This window comes from Rivularia sp. UHCC 0363 (assembly GCF_034931125.1).
In the GTDB taxonomy this organism is placed as follows: Bacteria; Cyanobacteriota; Cyanobacteriia; order Cyanobacteriales; family Nostocaceae; genus Rivularia.
The window spans coordinates 218,701-236,164 of the sequence record NZ_JAYGHM010000002.1 but is presented as its reverse complement, the minus strand read 5'-3'; the positions used below and the strand labels follow the sequence as shown (position 1 = coordinate 236,164).

Here is a 17,464-nt window from a genome sequence, read left to right as displayed (position 1 = left end):
GAGATTACCAATTACAGCAGCGATATCATTTTCGGCAACGGATGAATTTGATAATGTGATATCGGTTGGAGCGTCATTAACGTTGGTAAAGTTAACTGTTGCGCTACCACTATCAGTTAAGCTACCGTCACTGACTGTAATATCGTAGCTAGGAGCATTTTCGTTACCGTCGTCAATAAATTTAACTTTTCCATCAGTAATTTGCTGTTGAGTAAAGCTGTTATTTGCAACTCCGTCAACTTCAAAGTTACCACCAGTGACATTACTAACTGTAAATATTAGGTTTGCGTCATCACTATCAGTATCAGTTGCGCTTAAATTACTGCTGGTGAAAGTAAATGTAGCACCTTCAGAAATTGTCAGAGTATTGTTAACTAAAACTGGTGCAGTAGCTGCAACATCGTCGCTGTTTATAGTCAACGTAGCTTGATTGGAATTACCAATACTGATATTACTATTACCGCTAGTAATACTGCTTAAAGTCACAATTACAGTTTCATCCGTCTCAATCAAGTTATCATCAATAACTGAGACATCAATGGTTGCTGTTGTTTCTCCAGCTTTGATTGTGACACTGTTACTTAAAGCTACATAATCATTTCCACTGCTTCCAGTACCACTAACTGTATAACTAACAACTGTATCCGTTGTACTAGCTTTTGAAAGACTTACTGTAAATAAGCCATTAGTAGAAGGTTCTGCTGCATTATTTGTAGCAACAATACTTATTTGTGTTGTGTCGTTATCGGTGATATTGACAGTTACATCTTCAACAGTTACACCGTTGTAGTTAGTATCTGTACTCGAAACTGTATGAGTAATATTGCCAGTGTGATTTCCTTCTACTTGGTTATCATCAATTGCATTTACTGTGACACTTTGAACAATATTCCAGTTTGCATTGGTGAAGGTGAGAGTTGTGGGATTGCTGCTGGTATTGGAATCACTATTAATCGTAATTGTGACATCTGATGTCGGTTGAGAATTTAAAACAACCTCATAATTATCAGTTTCTCCACTTTCTGTTACGTTAGTGCTACCACCAGATTCTGTGATTGTGATTCCTGCTGTGTCGTTGTCGGTGATATTAGCTGTTGCTGTATTGTTGGTGTCTAGGTTGTAAGCAGCATCGCTTGTAAGTGTGAGAATAACGTTCTCGTTTGCTTCAACTAAACTGTCATCTGTAGGTGTAATAGTAATATCAGCATCTGTTTCACCCGCAGCGATAGTAACGCTACCTGCAAGATTACTATAGTCAGTACCATTGGTTGCGCTTCCACTAACTGTATAGTTAACGGTTAAAGCGCTGGAAGTGTCTCCTGTACGAGTGATCCGGAAATTCGCAGTGTCTCCTGCTTCTGTTGCTGTATTATCTGTTGCTGTAATACTAACTGTGGGAACTACATTAGAAGTTGAGTAATTACCAAAGTTGATATCAGTTACATCTTCTCCTGTATTAACTGTCACCTTTTGGGTAATCGGGCCAGAATGAGCGCGTATGAAGTAATTGCGATCTATTTTCTGAGTTAGAGAAATACTGCTGTTAGTATTAAATGTTCCAGGGGAGCCCGTAAGCAGATGCCAAGATTTACCTGCGAGATTATCTGTATCTCTAAGCACTGTTGTAGGATTAGTACCATCTCCTTCATACAAAGCACCAACAAAGAATGTACCACTGACAGTTGTTGGATCGATAGGAATGGTCGCAAAACCACTATCACCAGTTATATTCAGAGAAGAATCTTCAAATAATTTTTCACTTGCTTCTAGCTGATTATTGTTATTACTATCTTGATAAATGTAAACAGCTTTGGGATTTCCATATTGCGATCGCAGTATAGATATGAAGTTAATAGTTTCTGAACCATTTTGTGCTTCAAAACTGTTAAATACTGCAAAATCCCCACCTCCTGAATTAAAAGTGGTACCATTACTATCCCCATCATCATGTTTATAGCTTTCTTCTCCCTGTAGTTGATTTGGGAAAGTCGGTTGCCAATCAGGTTGAAGTACTTCACCAACATGGTAAGTACCAGCATTTACATCGCTGAATGTATAGTTACCATCACTACCTGTGGTAGTAGTAACTTCACCGGAATCAAATTTACCATTGTCATTAGCATCGAGGAAAATAGTCCAGTTGGCTAATCCCTGTTCTGTTCCATCTTTGATACCATTTTTATTTGAGTCATTCCACTTGAAACCGGAAATACTACCTGATGGAGGTCGGTAAGTACCAAAGTTTACACCAGTAAGCTGTTGACCTCCCGTGACAGTTACTTGTTGGGGTATACCACCAGAATGTGCGCGTAATAAAAAGCTGCGATCGCCTGCGCTGGAGGCTGTGAAGTTATTGGTATCAAATTCACCTGGATTATCTGTAGTACTTCTCCAGGAATTACCTCCAGGTTGGTCATTATCTACTGGTACGAATATAGTGCTTGTACCATTACCTTCGTATAAGGCACCTACAAAGAAAGTACCGTTAACCGTAGTAGTAGGAATAGAAACAGTAGCAAAACCACTATTTGCAGTGAAATTAGTTGCAACTTCAACTAGTTTTTCATTGCCATCTGGTGTATCATCTCCATCCTTATCTTGGTAAATAAAGACTGCTTTGGGATTATTATCATACAGATTCAGAGTAATATAGTTAATATTTTCTAAACCAGTTTGGGTTTCAAAGGCGTTAAAAATCATCGTATCGCCATTTGTAAAACCTCTACCTTCTCCTGAATTATCTCCATCATCTAGTTTGTAAGTTTCTTTTCCCTGAAGCTCTTGAGGAAAAGTTGGTATCCAAGGTGAAGGAAGAACTTGATTAACTTTATAGGTTCCGGGATTGATATTCGTAAAGGTATAATTGCCGCTACTATCTGTAATTGTAGATTTTTCCCCGCTATCTAATACTCCATTCTGGTTATCATCAATGTAAACTGTTCTACCCGCGACACCAAATTCTCCAGCATCTCTTACACCATCATTATCTATATCATCCCAAATACTGCCGCTAAACTCCGCATCATCGCTCTTGATCGTACCAATAGCAGCATCAGGAGCTAAAGTCCCCTGAGAAAGATTAGAAAGTTTAACTACAAAATTTTCGTCTAATTCTGTATCTGCATCACCATTAATCTCAATGGTAATTTCACGAGAAGTTTCACCAGCAGCAAAGGTAATTCTATCGCTTTGGAAACCACCGACAAAATCATTTGCGTCAGCAGAATTAGTAGTAGCTGCTATTACTTCCCAATCAACTGTTGTGACTCCAGTAATATCTCCACTGCGAGTAACGGTAAAGGTGAAGGTTGTATTACCGCTATCTCCTTCGTTTTTACTAGCATCAGTTGCAGAAATACCTACTAAGTCAGTGGGAGGAGTGACAATAGTACCGCTAATTTGATATTGACCTAAACTACCGTAGTCTGTATAACCAGTAGGAGTTGCAGCAAAGGGATCTCCCGTTCCGGTACCATCAATATGAATGTAATATTCTCCAGCATCCAAAGATTCATTGAAGGAAACAGACAGAGAATAGGTAGGATTATACTCTCGAATTAAAGTACCATCGGCATTATAGAGTGTTGCGAGAATATCTAAATTAGCACCTCGGGAGTCTAAATACTCTCGAGTATAACCACCGTTACCATCAGAAATGTAAGTCCAAGAACTGGGGTTAATTTCAAAATTAACGTTACCTTGACCAGTTACAAAGGAAAAGACATCAATATCGGTGTTGCGTTCGATGATTCCAAAAGCACTGACATTAGTGGTGTTAGTAGTTGTAAGTGCTGAGGCTGTAGCGTTAGTATTACCATAATCATCATCCCGATAAGTAAAACCATTCCCGGTAGTAATTACTGCTAAATCATCTTGTCCGGTATTATTAGCATCTTTGTATTCTCCCTTACTCCAATGGGTGACACTCTGACGTAAACCTCCCCCCATGATTGTTCCCCAACTGGTATCACCAGTACCATGTCCTGGGTAATATCCTCCACTACCAGGACCATCATGAGTTAATCCTAGAGTATGACCAACTTCATGACTAATGAGATTAGCTGCGGGATTTTCACCACCGTTAAAAACAAAAGCTGGTGTATCAGGTGAATTGGGATTGACTTCCTGACTAAAGCTATTGATTTGAGCAACACCACCAGTAGGATCGCCCTGATCGTTAACGCGAAGAGAAGGACGTTCCCCATTCAATTCATCATCAAGTAAATTTAGGTTATCAGTTATTACAGCTCTGACACCCCATCTGTCATCACCATTACCCGTATTAATTAAATCTTCAGTATCGGGTAATTCGGTAGTAACATTGACATCAAAAGGAGCAAAATCTTCGGCTACTCGCTGCCAAATTCTTTGAATTTCCGCTTTTTCTGTATCGCTAAGAGAAGACGCATTACCATCAGTATTATACTGTGGTGATTCAATCTTCTGGAAATTTGGTGAGTTAACCCTAGAAGCATTGTTCCAGTAAGTATTTTCGGTAGTATGACCGTCAAAATCTAAATATACTGTGTATTTAGAATTAGGATTACTATGTAGCTTAAACGTATTACTTAAATCAACTGGTGGTGTCGATGTTGCTGTTGCGTTTGCAGTTGATGAATCATTTTCGACAGGTAATCCATTGTCGGGATGATAAATACTAGTTACTGCTGTTCCTTGACAAACTATACAGCAGCATTGCGAATTGTTTGTTTGACTAGTTAACCAACCATCTTTTTGATTCAATAAGTCAAAATCACTATTGGAATTTGCACTATTACTTTCAGTAGTCATTAATATTTACTCCAAGAAAGATTGTTTTACGAGCAGGTAATTTGGTCGTGACTAATAGTTGAAGCAAACTGAATGTGACGGAATTTGAGCTTGACAAAATCCGACTATAGGCTAATTATTACGATAATTTTTCAGGCACAATAAAATGACCACCAGACCTAATACAGTATGGTTAAGTACATTTATTTGTTGATACAAATAGAGAAAGCGAAGATTCTACTTATCCTAACTTTATGACATGAGCATATTTATTTGTAACTTTCCGTTCGGTTATTCAACGTTTTTATAGAAACTGTTAAAATACATAAATTAGGATAAAATCTGAATAATAATTATCCTGATTTATACGTATTTACAACATTTATAACAATAAAGCTTATTCATTTTATTTTCAGTGTTCATCCTTACTATTAAATGTATAAAAAGCTTTTAAGCATACTTAAATATGATTTTGTGAAAAATATGATTTGATTTTAAAAGTAATAAATAAATGTACAAAATTTATTTGTTATGGAACTAAAAAAATAGACGCAGCATCGCTACGTCTTTACATTTTTAGATTTCGATTGTGCAAGAATTAAGCTGTAAAATCAACCTTGACAATCAGATCGTTATAGTCATAGTCGCCACCGTTTGGTAAATCTTCAAAACCAAAGGTGTTATCTGCGAGTAAGCGAATATGATAATCAGCTATTCAAGTGCTATTTACATTCTGTTATATAGTTCAGTTTATTTCCGCCAACTTACTTAGACTTAATAGAAGTTAAATATTCTCTTTTAACTGAGAATTTACAAGTAGATTCACTGAAGCATTATTAAAATTAATACTTGAAAACCCAGTTATTATCAAGTTATATTCAAAACCTTTGAAAATAGATATTAGTATCAAAATAGGTAATTAAAATTATAAATTAATTATACTTTTGAAAAAATTTAAGTTTTTCCCGTTGTTGTGTATTATTGCTATTACATTAAATTTGAATCTGTTTAAAAATTAAAGTATTCTGCCAAGGCAAAGAAAATAAAGCTTATTTAAGAGGTAGTTAATTTGTAAGCACAAAAATTATTCAGTGTGTTTACTTGAGCAATACATCTGGAATCTGCCTTTGGATCGCAACCTACGATCATAATTCTTTTACCCATCTCAGCCATTGCTGCAAGAGTATTCTGAGATGTAGTGGATTTACCAATACCACCTTTTCCGTAGAATGCGATCTGTCTGATTCTTTCTTCAGTCATTGTTTTCTCCTGCAATTAATTGGTTTGTCGAGTGGGTGCTGTGGTTGTTAGGATGTTGTCACTCCTATAAGGAAGGTGACTTATTTGTAGAACGTCGCAGGTGGCGCACGCTCTACAGCAAATACTGGTATTAGATTCATCATGAGTTATTGACGAGCTTTTTGACTAATTGTTAACTTCTTCAACTGTAACGTTAGGAGAAATGCGTTCGCGTAATTTAGCTTCGATGGCATTTTTGAGAGTTGCCAAGCTGCTAGAACAAGAACCGCAAGCACCTTGAAGTATGACTCGAATGCGATCGCCATCTACATCGTAAAGTTCTACGTCTCCCCCATCTGCCATCAGAATGGGTCTGATTTCTTCATCTAATGTTTTTTGTATTAGTGCTATTTTTTGCACTGGAGTCAGCGGTTTATTGCTAATAGACCCGTTTGTGCTACCGTTATTGGATGTTGTAGTCGCAGTATGAGCTAAATTTCTTTGGTTTTCAATGATGATGTCATCAATAGTTGCCAAACAAGTTCCACATCCACCACCGGCTTTAATAAAGTTGGTAACTTCTTCTGCGGTAGTTAGCTTATTATCTTTAACAATACGCTTGATTTTAGGCTCGGTAATGCCGAAGCAGGTACAGATTATAGCTCCTTCGTCATCTTCGTCATGAACCGCAAGGGGAATACCTTTATAATTAGAAATTGCTGCTTCTAAAGCTTCTTGCCCCATTACCGAGCAATGCATCTTTTCTTGAGGTAATCCGCCTAGATAATCGGCAATCTCTTTGTTAGAAATCTTGAGGGCTTCATCTATAGTCTTGCCCTTTACTAATTCTACCAGAGCTTCGGAAGATGCGATCGCACTTGTGCAACCAAATGTTTGAAAACGAGCATCAAGGATTTTATTTGTATCTTCGTCTACCTTGATGTGCAGCCGTAAAGCGTCACCGCAAGCAATACTACCGACTTCTCCAACAGCAACTTTAATTCCTGTCTCGCCTTTATCTTCTAAGGTACCCTGATTTTTTGGATTGTAAAAGAATTCTAATACTTTATCTGTGTAGTCCCACATAGTCTTTATTTAGTGATGAGTGATGAGTAATAAATTATGAATAATAAATTGGTATGTCTTGAGTGAGTATAAGAGTAAGAGAATAGTAAATTATTTAACTCCTCACTCTTAACTCCTAACTTCTAGTGTTGAGCTAAAGCTTGTTCTTGGTCTTTGAGCCAAGCTGCATCATCGTTTTTAAAGGGTGAAAGTTCGCGCAGACGGCGTACAATGGCGGGTAACACTGCTAAAACCGCATCAATATCGGCATCTGTATTGTAACGAGAAAGACTAAAGCGAATGGAACCGTGTAAAATTGTGTAAGGTATTCCCATTGATCGCAAAATGTGGGAAGGTTCTAAAGACCCGGAACTGCAAGCAGAACCGCTGGATGCACAAATCCCGTGCTGGTTGAGTAATAATAAGATTGCTTCGCCTTCGATATATTTGAAACCAATATTTGTCGTGTTGGGCAATCTCTGCGTTGCGCCACCATTGATTTCACATTCACCAACTGATTCTATTATAGCCTTTTCTAGGCGATCGCGTAAAGTTTTTTGTCTTTTTCCGGCTGATTCTAAATGTAGCAGTTCGAGTTCGGCAGCTTTACCTAAAGCTACGATTCCGGGTACATTTTCGGTTCCGGCACGTCTGCCGCGTTCTTGTCCTCCACCAATTACCAGAGGACGGAATCTGACACCGCGTCGGACGTATAATGCGCCAATCCCTTTAGGTGCGTGCATTTTATGACCGGATAAAGTCAGCATATCGACAGTGCTGTCTTTCATATTAAGGGGGATTTTGCCTACAGCTTGGACACCATCGACATGAAAGAGTGCGCCATATTTTTTAGCTAGTTTGCCAACTTCTTCGATGGGAAATATTACCCCGGTTTCGTTATTAGCATACATCACACTTACCAAAGCGGTTTCGTGAGTTAATGCTTCTTCTAATTCACTTAAATCTAGCTGTCCCTGACGATTCACCGAAAGATAAGTGACTCTATAACCTTGCTTTTGCAGTTGTTTACAAAGATTAAGTACTGCTGGATGTTCTACCTGGGTAGTAATAATGTGTTTTTTATCAGGTTGTGCTTGAAGAGCAGCCCGGATAGCAGCATTATCTCCTTCCGTTCCACCACTATTAAAGACAATTTCTGAATGATCGGCACCAAGAAGGGCTGCAACATTTTCTCTGGCTTGCTTTACCGCTTTACCGACTTGCCCCCCAAAGGTATGCATACTAGAAGGATTGCCGTAGTGTTCGCTTAAGTAGGGCAACATCGCCTCTACAACCTGTGGGTCTACTTTAGTAGTAGCGTTATTATCTAAATAAATACAGTCTTTTTGCATTGTTTTCAATATCTCTAAGAATACTTCAGAATTAATGGTGAATATTTTATTTTTTTTTCATAATTACGCAACAGGAGAGAGAGGGGACAAGGGAGAGATAATTATTAACTCTTAATTTCTCATCCCTAAATATTTTCTACACTGCTTGACGTGAATTTTGTTGTAATTGATCGGAATATTTTTGGGAATAAATGTTAAACCAATTTTGCCAGTAGTCTGTTTTATTAGTGACTTGTGATATTACATTTTTGTAATTTTCAAACCAGTTTTCCCAATAATCAGATGTTATTTCCACGCAGCCATTGAATGTTGGACAACCTGCTTTACATTGGGGTACTGAATAAATACTATCAACGCAATTTGTACAAATTTCGGGGTCAATCCACGGACGCTCGTCAACTATTTTAATAGCATTGGTGGGACATACGGTTTTACACAAATCGCAGGATATACAGTTACTAGTAATTTTGTAAGCCATTTTTTACACCTTTATTTATGTTCTTTAATTGAGGTAATGGCATTGGGTAATGGAATTTTAGATTTTGTGGAAACTTGGCGGTGTCAGTTTCTGTCCCGCCAAACTTTCCTGCACCAGATTTTAGATTTAATCTAAAGCCTAAGATCTAAAACCTAAAGTTATTAATCTAAGAAGGATTCTTAATTGCTTCAAAGTAAAATTCTAAAGCAACTTTATCAATTACGTCGTAAGCTTCAACAGTTTTTATTCCTGCTTTGTGCAGTTCTTCTTTGGGACAGTCCCCAATTTTAGAAACTAATACTGCTTCGCAATCAGAAATTGCTTTAATAATATTTTCTAAAGTGGCTTCTTCACCGTATCCATCTTGACAGAAATGGTCTACTTTACGATGACCGATGAATTCTACTCGTTTACCGTCAACTTCGTAAATTTGGAATTCTTTTGCGTGTCCAAAATGTTGGTTAACTATACCACCACCTTTGGTTGCTACTGCTAGCAGCATTTTTTGTCCGGTAAGTTCTAATTCAAGGGTTTGAATTTCTCTTTTAGCTGCTTCAAGTTCTTCTTGAGCTTTTTCAATCCCTTTATGAAATTCTTGACGCTGCTCCAAATTATATTCTGGAGTCATTTCCATGAATTTCTCTTTGGAAAATTCTTGAGAACGGTCTTCTCCTAATAATCCTACCGCATCTGCACGACACTGACGGCAATGACGCATCATTTTCATGTTACCAGAACATTTGTCCTGTACTTCTTTCAATTCTTTGGAAGTAGGACCGCGTTGTCCGTTCAATCCAAAGTGAGTACCGTGTTCTGGTGCGCTAATCAAGGGCATAATATTGTGAATAAATGCACCTCGTTCGCGGACAGCTTTATTTACCTCTGGAAGATGATGGTCGTTAACTCCTGGAATCAATACAGAGTTAATTTTACAGAGAATATCGGCTTCGCGAAGCATTTCTAAACCTTCCATCTGTCTTTCATGCAGAATTCTGGCTCCTTCAACTCCTCTATAGCGCTTGCGCTTATAGTGAACCCAAGGATAAATCTTCGCTCCGATTTCCGGATCAACCATATTTATTGTTATGGTTACATGGTCAACGTTTAATTCCTTGATCCGGTCTACGTAGTCCGGTAGCATCAGACCGTTTGTTGACAGACAGAGTTTAATGTCTGGTGCTTGGGAATTAATTAACTCAAAAGTACGGAAAGTCTTCTCTGGGTTAGCTAAGGGGTCGCCGGGTCCAGCAATTCCTAAGACTGTCATCTGAGGAATTTTACCTGCAACCACTAAAACTTTTTGTGCTGCTTCGTCTGGTGAGAGTAATTCGCTAACTACTCCGGGACGACTTTCGTTCGCACAATCGTATTTTCGGTTACAGTAGTTGCACTGTATGTTACAACCAGGAGCAACGGCAACGTGCATCCTTGCATAATAGACATTCTTGTTTTAAAGTTTGTAGCTCGGTGCTTTCGCTTTCATTAGTTAGCTAGGTTATCTAAATGTTTACTATTTTTAATGCTTACAATACTCTAAAAAAGCCGAAACACTAAAATACTTTTATAAATTAGTTTACTAATAGTTTGCTAAACCTATATAACTAACTAAATAATGTAAACAAATGTACAAAAGGAAAAATAAAAAAGCAGCTATAATTTATTCTGGCTGCTTCTATGACTTGTTAAAAGGTTTGCATGGCACGATCCAAACTGTGTCTAGCAACTTTATTTTCTAATTGTGCTATACGTTCTTTTAGCCGGATATTTTCGTACTTCAAAGCATCTATTTCGTTAACTTCTTCAAAGGTTTGCTCAAAAGCTTTACGTGTATTTTCCAAACTAAACCATTGCTGATAAACCTGAGTGTGCATTTGTATGCTATGACCTAAATTATTAGCAGCAGCCTTAATCGGAACTCCTTGTAAGTGCGCTCTAATCGCACAAGCGTGTCTCAAGTCATATGGCGTAAATGGAACCTTACTATATCTGAAATTATTAGCTATTGTAGCGACTCTATCTTTTAATTGATTAGCTGTTTTCCAGGAATTAGAAAAAACTCGAAGTTTTTCAATACTCTCCTTGTTTTTTAAATCAAAAAGTTCAATCCACTCAGGTACGAACGGGAAAACTTCTCTGTATCCAGTTTTATTTGATTCATGAACTTTAAAAGTATTGTACTTATTTTCAGATGAAATTAACCAATTTAAATCTGGATTGTTAACTACTTCTCTGGGTCGCAATCCATATATTGCTAATAAAGCATATATTGTTTGATATATTCTCCAATTGTCTCTATAGCTAGGACTCATTTTAGAGATGGCAATATAATGATTTTTGAAAAATGAGATAGAACTTGATATCTGTTGATCGCTTGGGATATTCCTTTTCTTTGGCTTGTAAGATATTTTTAAATCGGAAAAATTAGCTTCCATGTTTAGCATTTTGCATAAAATATTAGCTAAACTTATCGCAGACATCCGATTGACAGAAGAGTCTATTTTTTTGATTTTTGCTCTCAAGTTAGAAATGGTTATAGCCTCTTTGCCGCCAAAATAATACTTTAAGTTCCGAAGTTGAGCATTGAAAGTATTTTCGCTTTTTATCGTTCGTTTTCTTGTTTCAAAGTATCTTTTTTCAAACTGGTTGTAAAACTCGTCAAAGGTAATATTGTTCTTTTTTTGGGCTTGCTGTCCTAAATATTTATCAGTCCAAACAAAAGTTTGACGAGCAATTAATTTTCCCAACTCATGGGCTTCTTCTTGGGCAGTTTTCAATCCATCAAAGCTAGCTGGTATACCGAGACTTATTGTGTACTGCTTTTTATCTCTACCTTGTTTATGAGTATCATCTGGTTTAAGTGGAAGTGTAGCTCTAAGTTGTATACCTCCTTTTTTAGCTTGCAAACTAACTTTAGTTTTACTAGATTTCAGTCGTTGATTAACTTTGAGTAATTCTTGTTCAAACTTCATGTCGTAATGCTTTTGAGTCTCTTTTACATGATGCATTACCCCTAGGTGACTTCCATCAGTAGTTGCAGGTGGTTCAAAGTCACTAAAAACCTTATTTTGTATATCTTCCATTTGTTCCCTAAAAGTTAACTAAAAAAAATGTTTTAGTTAAACAATTGATTAAGCTAAAACGTTTATAGGGAACATTTTACGGAGCAATAGGACTCTTAGTCAATCACTATTCTTGCATAATGATGATGAGCATCTTCGCTATAACAAGGATGTTTAGCAATCCGCTCTTTGGTTCTTTCGTCAATCTCGATGTTAGGGCTGCTGTTATCGTCGCAACCACTTCCACAACCACCTTTTTTCGCTTCTGCTGGTGTAGCTGTATCGCTTTCGGAAGGGGTGAAGATTCCTGATGAAGTAGACGGTGATGTCATTGAATTTTGCGTTCAGTCACTGGACAATTATGCCAAGTGGGAGATGCCATCGCGGCTGCTTTTAGCCAAGAATCGAAGTTGCGACTGGTTTCGCTTTGCCCGAAAAACTCGCTATCGTTTTGGAAGGCGGGTTAATCGGGGGGTTTAAATCCCGGCTTCTCGGCTGGTGTGTGTCAACGCTTGAGATGACCGAGATACCTTTTCAAGCTTTGACCGCCGCAACTTCTATATTACAGGGCATGGTGCTCTCATCCCTCCACTCACCAACCGTGTCGAAGTTTTATTTGACCCGCTTGGTGTTTGGCGATGTCTAAGTTATATCAGTCGCTTTTTCGTTGCCTTTTAAATGCCGTCGGCTAAGATTTATTAGGTTTATTAATTTTGCACTCAAAACGATTAAGTCTGACTGTGAAAGGGTTATGAAGTTTTTTAAAAAATTTTCCGGGTGGGGGTACTAGTATTATTCCACTGGGGCGCTAGTATTTATGTAACAAGGTACAGGTATTGCTGCACTCGGCTGTAAATAAGTCTGGGAAGGACTTTCGGCGATTTTATTTCCGGCTATACAAAGCACTGTACTGTACTCGAAACCGCTTCTAATACTGCTTCAGATGCTTCTATATAGGAAAGGAAAAACGAAGCATTGCATTTGCCGCAGCCATGCTGCCAATCGCAATATCAAATTCTGTAACTAATATATCACTTTTTTTTGCACAGAAAACGCAAATAAGGTTTTCTTAATTTTTGCTTTACAACCATTAAAGGATTAGGCTGTAAATCATTATTTGCAAGGTACTAAGGCTATTTGATCTCTTACAGTAAATGAAAATAATTGGCTATAAGTTGAGATTTTGTCTTATATTCCCATAGTCTGCTTCTAATTGCAATTGCCCGCTTGAAATATTAGAGACTGCTAGAACAGTTCCTCTCCTTCCTAGTCTCTGGCTGAGAACGAGAGGAACTGTTCATTTCAAAGAAATCTAAAATCCTTATTTGAAGAATTTTGGCTTGGTTTGATTTGGTTTCCAATCGGGGGGAGCAAATGCATAACAAAAACGTTTTTTCCAAGAATCAGTTGAAATAATATCTTTGTAAATTTGCATCCATTCATGTAGAGCAATTTTTAATGGATTATAAGATTTAATTGGATGAGTCAATCCATAAACTGGTGGGTTTGATGTATTTTCAGAGGTAAAAGTACCAAACAAGCGGTCAAAAATAATTAAGACACCTCCATAATTGCGATCAATATATGCAGAATTAGAGGCATGATGAACTCGATGATGGGAAGGAGTATTGAAAAATAATTCCAAAATACCTAGTTTGGGGATTAACTCAGTATGAATCCAGAACTGATAAAGTAGATTGAGCGAGAGTGCGATCGCGATCGTCAATGGTTCAAATCCTAACCAAGCTAGGGGCATAAAAAATATGGCACTACCAGATATTCCCCCAGTCCATCCCAAACGATAAGCTACTGAAAGGTTAAAATGTTCGGGTGAATGATGGACTACGTGACTAGCCCAAAACCAACGAATACGGTGGGATGCACGATGAAACCAGTAGTAGAAAAATTCTATACCAAGAAAAAGTAATGCAACATCCCACCAATGGTTGAGAGCAATCGTAAAAATCCGATGATTCCAAGCAAATATTAAGAAACCAGCAGTGGGAATCATTTGTGAGATGTGATGTCCAACGGCAACTAGGAATGAAATTAAACTTTCTTGCCAAGGATATTTTTGTTTTTTCCACACCACAATTAAAAGTATTTCTGTGAAAATCAGAATTAGAAAGAAAGGAAAGAATTTGAGAAATATATTTGCGTAATTCATCTATTTTTAATCTGACTATTACAGCCAATTGAAGGTAAATTAAGTACACTTAATGAATCTGAAAAGCATACATACAGTCTTTATTACTTCTGATTCCTGAATTTTACTGTAGGTATATTTTTAGACGAAAGAAAAGCAGTAGGATTTCATGCTCAATCTCTACTACTGATGTCACAGAATTAATAACTTTGATTTAGAACTCACTTATTTCTGGGATTGCTTCTCTACAGTTATTTGCTAATTACTTACGTGGATTTGTAAAACTGCGAGAACCAGAAGGTGTAGTCACGCTGGTTGTACCATTCCCAGTAGTTGTACTGTAGGCATTACCATTTACAGTTGTCGTATTTTGACCGCTATATCCAGAGGTTTGGTTATAACTAGCACTACCATTGGTAGTTCCGGTATATGTGTTACCGTTTTTAGTCGTTGCTGTACCGCTACCGTTATAGCTACCGCTCCCTTGACCGTTGGTTTTAAATTTAAACTGTCCGTTAGCACTGCCACCATTCACACCCATAACTGTGCCATTTCCAGTACCAACATAACCACCTTGGGAATTTGGGACTACAGCACCAGTTCCACTCGCAGTGCTACCTCTTTTACCTGTAACTTGTCCGGCAGAAGCGGGTAAGCTAGTTGTGATTAGAACTAATCCAAGGAAGGAAATACTGAGTAAAGATTTCATGATTTTTACCTTTGTTAAATTTATTGGCTGATTTTTTTGTTGAATTGTAAGTGAATTAATTGCCTTGCTGTTGAAGTGACCAAAAATTTTGCATTACCTGACGTTTTTGTTGAGGGGTTAATGTTTTGCTTATTTGGACTTTTTGAGTTTGTAGAATACCACGTATCTGCTGTTGTTGTTGGCTAGAAAGATTTACAGATAAGAGAGCAATCCTTACCCCTTTACCTTCTTGTAATTCTGCTTGGAATTTTGACTTTTGCTCGTCTGTAAGCACATTTTCAACTTCCGGGAGGGTTAGCTGACTTAACTGTTGTAGTTGGGTTTGCTGTTCTGGGGTTAGTGAAACTCCTGATAGTGCAGGAAACATCTGGGTTAGGGATGTCGTTTGAGCTTGGACAACTGTGGTTGTTGCGATTAATACCATTGCACCTGTTAATATTGAAACCAGTCTACTTTTCATATTGTGTTTCTGTGTTTCCTTGGCTGTTTCGATGTCCACATCATAAGCTGGGCAATACTTCTAATACATGAGGCTAAAGTCCTCAATTTGATAGGGACTAAATACCCTATTTCGGCAATGATAGATTTCCCTGGTATATTGGCTACATACAAGTTATCTTGATTAGTTGTGGTTGTATGATTGAATCTGTTTTATGATTCACCTGATTCAAAATCGGAAATATCCTCTACGGTTTCTACTTTATTTTGAGTGGATTTTACTGGCTATTGTAATTTTTAGTGAACTTTTTGCGTCCCAATTAAATTTGACATCACGTTTACCGCGAATACCGTTATTAAATTTATTTTGTTTGCTGATATTTACAATTATCGGCTGGAAAATACCATCTCAAAACCGTATAAATAAAGTTATTTATACTGGATTTGAATTTATTTTAATTGTATGTGCTGCAATGGTCGGAGGAATTTTACTTGTTCCTCTACTCTATATAATTTTGATAGTTCGTAATTGTTTTATATTTACTGGTACAACTCGCTCAAGTATTAGTGTTTTTGCAGTGCTTTTTGCTTTAGTAACTCAATTGCATCGTGCAAAATATGTGAATATGATTCAACCTCTGGCAATTAATCAACAATTGGGAGTGATACTATTCGCTTCTGTATTAATCTTAGGAATTAGTACAGTTTTTATGCAAATGGCAGTCGATGCAATAATTCAAGAATTTGAAAGTCGGCAAAAATTAGCTGTTGCCAATGCTCAACTTCGAGAGTATGCTTTGAGAATTGAAGAATTAGCCACAATCCAGGAGCGTAATCGTATTGCTCGTGATATTCATGATTCTGTTGGTCATGCTTTAACAGTTTCCAATTTACATTTAGAAGCTGCCTTAAAACTATGGCAAACTGACCCAAAAGAAGCCACGGAGTTTCTGATAGAAGCTAAACAATTGGGTTCTAATGCTCTTCAAGAAGTCCGTCAATCAATTACAGCATTGCGAGTCGATCCACTTGTCGGATTATCTCTCTCAGATGCGATCGCAAATTTAGTAGAAGAATTTAAACGTTCAAGTGGGGTTGTGACAATTTTAGAAATTAATCTACAATTACCGATAAAGAATGAAATCAAAGTTGCTATTTACCGAATTATTCAAGAGTCTTTAACAAATATTTGTAAGCACGCATCTGCAACGGAAGTAATAATTATTATTCAAGTAAAAACTAATCTCACATTAATTATTCAAGATAATGGTAAAGGGTTTCAAATAAATCAAAATACAACTGGTTTTGGTTTGCAAAGTATGTGCGATCGCGCTCTTGCTGTTGGTGGTAATCTCAATATTGAAACTTCAATAAATGGTGGATGTAAAATTATTGCTAACTTTCTGCTAAATTAAAAAAAACACGATATAGCGCTTCTCTACAAACCCAAAATCTAAAATCCAAAATCCAAAATCAATATGATTCGTTTATTACTAGTTGATGATGAAAGTTTAATTCGTCGTGGAATCAAAGCATTACTCAAATTGGAACCAGATTTAGAAATAGTCGGAGAAGGGGAAAATGGGCAAAATGCGATCGCTCAAGTCGAAAATTTACAACCTGATGTTGTGTTGATGGATATCCGAATGCCAGTTATGGATGGTGTTGCTGCTACTCGTCAAATTTGCCAGCAATTTAGCAATACAAAAGTTCTCGTCCTTACCACTTTTGCCGATGAAGATTATGTTGCTCAAGCATTACGTTATGGTGCTGCGGGATACCTGCTCAAAGACACACCTTCAGAAGAACTTGCTCAAGCTATTCGCATGGTATACAAAGGATACACACAACTAGGACCAGGACTGGGGAAAATTATGGGACAAATTCCCGTTGCTTCCAAATCCACACCTCACGGTTGGGATGAATTAACACCTAGAGAACTGGAAATCTTGAAATTAATTGCTAAAGGAGCTAGCAATCGTGAAATTGCCGAAGCTTTGTATATTGCGGAGAAAACCGTTAAAAATCATGTTACTCGAATTTTGGATCGGCTAAATTTACGAGACAGAACCCAAGCTGCAATTACTGCCAGTTCGTTGTTGGGTGTAGATGATTAATTTCGGCTTACTTGCCATTATTTCCCTTCAAAAGTTCTACAATACATCAATTAACTTTACCGAGTAAAATTTTAAGGTCTGAGCAAGACGG

The 17,464-nt window shown here is 37.4% G+C and carries 11 protein-coding genes and 3 pseudogenes; 2 read left to right on the top strand and 12 right to left on the bottom strand.

What is annotated here, in order from left to right:
• From VB797_RS02255 to VB797_RS02205, 12 genes and pseudogenes are all read right to left on the bottom strand, one after another.
• On the bottom strand, positions 1-4,791 hold a 4,791-nt coding region (locus VB797_RS02255; protein WP_323235993.1), incomplete at its 3' end, for a Calx-beta domain-containing protein.
• Between the two features lie 577 nt (positions 4,792-5,368).
• Positions 5,369-5,470, bottom strand: a complete 102-nt coding sequence (locus VB797_RS34925; protein ID WP_416350832.1) for a DUF4114 domain-containing protein — start codon at positions 5,468-5,470, stop codon at positions 5,369-5,371.
• A gap of 386 nt (positions 5,471-5,856) precedes the next feature.
• A pseudogene (locus tag VB797_RS02250) lies at positions 5,857-6,030 on the bottom strand (AAA family ATPase); the annotation flags it as partial.
• A gap of 165 nt (positions 6,031-6,195) precedes the next feature.
• Positions 6,196-7,095 carry a Fe-S cluster assembly protein NifU gene (nifU, locus tag VB797_RS02245; RefSeq protein ID WP_323235991.1) on the bottom strand — a complete coding sequence of 300 codons (900 nt, stop codon included), beginning with the start codon at positions 7,093-7,095 and terminating at the stop codon, positions 6,196-6,198.
• 122 nt (positions 7,096-7,217) lie between these two features.
• The gene (gene nifS / locus VB797_RS02240) at positions 7,218-8,426 is read right to left on the bottom strand and encodes a cysteine desulfurase NifS (RefSeq protein ID WP_323235990.1); all 1,209 of its coding nucleotides are present in this window, start codon (positions 8,424-8,426) and stop codon (positions 7,218-7,220) included.
• Positions 8,427-8,562: 136 nt separating this feature from the next.
• The gene (locus tag VB797_RS02235) at positions 8,563-8,904 is read right to left on the bottom strand and encodes a DUF362 domain-containing protein (protein ID WP_323235989.1); all 342 of its coding nucleotides are present in this window, start codon (positions 8,902-8,904) and stop codon (positions 8,563-8,565) included.
• Positions 8,905-9,070: 166 nt separating this feature from the next.
• Positions 9,071-10,342 (bottom strand): annotated as a pseudogene (nifB, locus tag VB797_RS02230) (nitrogenase cofactor biosynthesis protein NifB); the annotation flags it as partial.
• 244 nt (positions 10,343-10,586) lie between these two features.
• Positions 10,587-11,984, bottom strand: a complete 1,398-nt coding sequence (locus VB797_RS02225; RefSeq protein WP_323235988.1) for a site-specific integrase — start codon at positions 11,982-11,984, stop codon at positions 10,587-10,589.
• A 107-nt stretch (positions 11,985-12,091) separates the two neighbouring features.
• Positions 12,092-12,295 (bottom strand): annotated as a pseudogene (locus VB797_RS02220) (nitrogenase cofactor biosynthesis protein NifB); the annotation flags it as partial.
• 989 nt (positions 12,296-13,284) lie between these two features.
• Positions 13,285-14,130, bottom strand: coding sequence for a sterol desaturase family protein (locus tag VB797_RS02215; RefSeq protein ID WP_323235986.1), 846 nt, complete (start codon positions 14,128-14,130; stop codon positions 13,285-13,287).
• Positions 14,131-14,371: 241 nt separating this feature from the next.
• Positions 14,372-14,818 (bottom strand): hypothetical protein, encoded by a 447-nt coding sequence (locus tag VB797_RS02210; RefSeq protein WP_323235985.1) that lies wholly within the window; start codon positions 14,816-14,818, stop codon positions 14,372-14,374.
• Positions 14,819-14,873: 55 nt separating this feature from the next.
• The gene (locus tag VB797_RS02205) at positions 14,874-15,278 is read right to left on the bottom strand and encodes a hypothetical protein (RefSeq protein WP_323235984.1); all 405 of its coding nucleotides are present in this window, start codon (positions 15,276-15,278) and stop codon (positions 14,874-14,876) included.
• 193 nt (positions 15,279-15,471) lie between these two features.
• Between VB797_RS02205 and VB797_RS02200 the strand changes: the two genes are divergently transcribed.
• The gene (locus VB797_RS02200; protein WP_323235983.1) at positions 15,472-16,671 is read left to right on the top strand and encodes a sensor histidine kinase; all 1,200 of its coding nucleotides are present in this window, start codon (positions 15,472-15,474) and stop codon (positions 16,669-16,671) included.
• A 63-nt stretch (positions 16,672-16,734) separates the two neighbouring features.
• Positions 16,735-17,373, top strand: coding sequence for a response regulator transcription factor (locus VB797_RS02195; RefSeq protein ID WP_323235982.1), 639 nt, complete (start codon positions 16,735-16,737; stop codon positions 17,371-17,373).
• Positions 17,374-17,464: the final 91 nt, after the last annotated feature.

Coding starts and splice junctions, on each gene's coding strand:
- nifU (WP_323235991.1), bottom strand. CDS start 7,095: ATGTGGGACTACACAGATAAAGTATTAGAATTCTTTTACAATCCAAAA.
- nifS (WP_323235990.1), bottom strand. CDS start 8,426: ATGCAAAAAGACTGTATTTATTTAGATAATAACGCTACTACTAAAGTA.
- VB797_RS02235 (WP_323235989.1), bottom strand. CDS start 8,904: ATGGCTTACAAAATTACTAGTAACTGTATATCCTGCGATTTGTGTAAA.
- VB797_RS02225 (WP_323235988.1), bottom strand. CDS start 11,984: ATGGAAGATATACAAAATAAGGTTTTTAGTGACTTTGAACCACCTGCA.
- VB797_RS02215 (WP_323235986.1), bottom strand. CDS start 14,130: ATGAATTACGCAAATATATTTCTCAAATTCTTTCCTTTCTTTCTAATT.
- VB797_RS02210 (WP_323235985.1), bottom strand. CDS start 14,818: ATGAAATCTTTACTCAGTATTTCCTTCCTTGGATTAGTTCTAATCACA.
- VB797_RS02205 (WP_323235984.1), bottom strand. CDS start 15,278: ATGAAAAGTAGACTGGTTTCAATATTAACAGGTGCAATGGTATTAATC.
- VB797_RS02200 (WP_323235983.1), top strand. CDS start 15,472: ATGATTCACCTGATTCAAAATCGGAAATATCCTCTACGGTTTCTACTT.
- VB797_RS02195 (WP_323235982.1), top strand. CDS start 16,735: ATGATTCGTTTATTACTAGTTGATGATGAAAGTTTAATTCGTCGTGGA.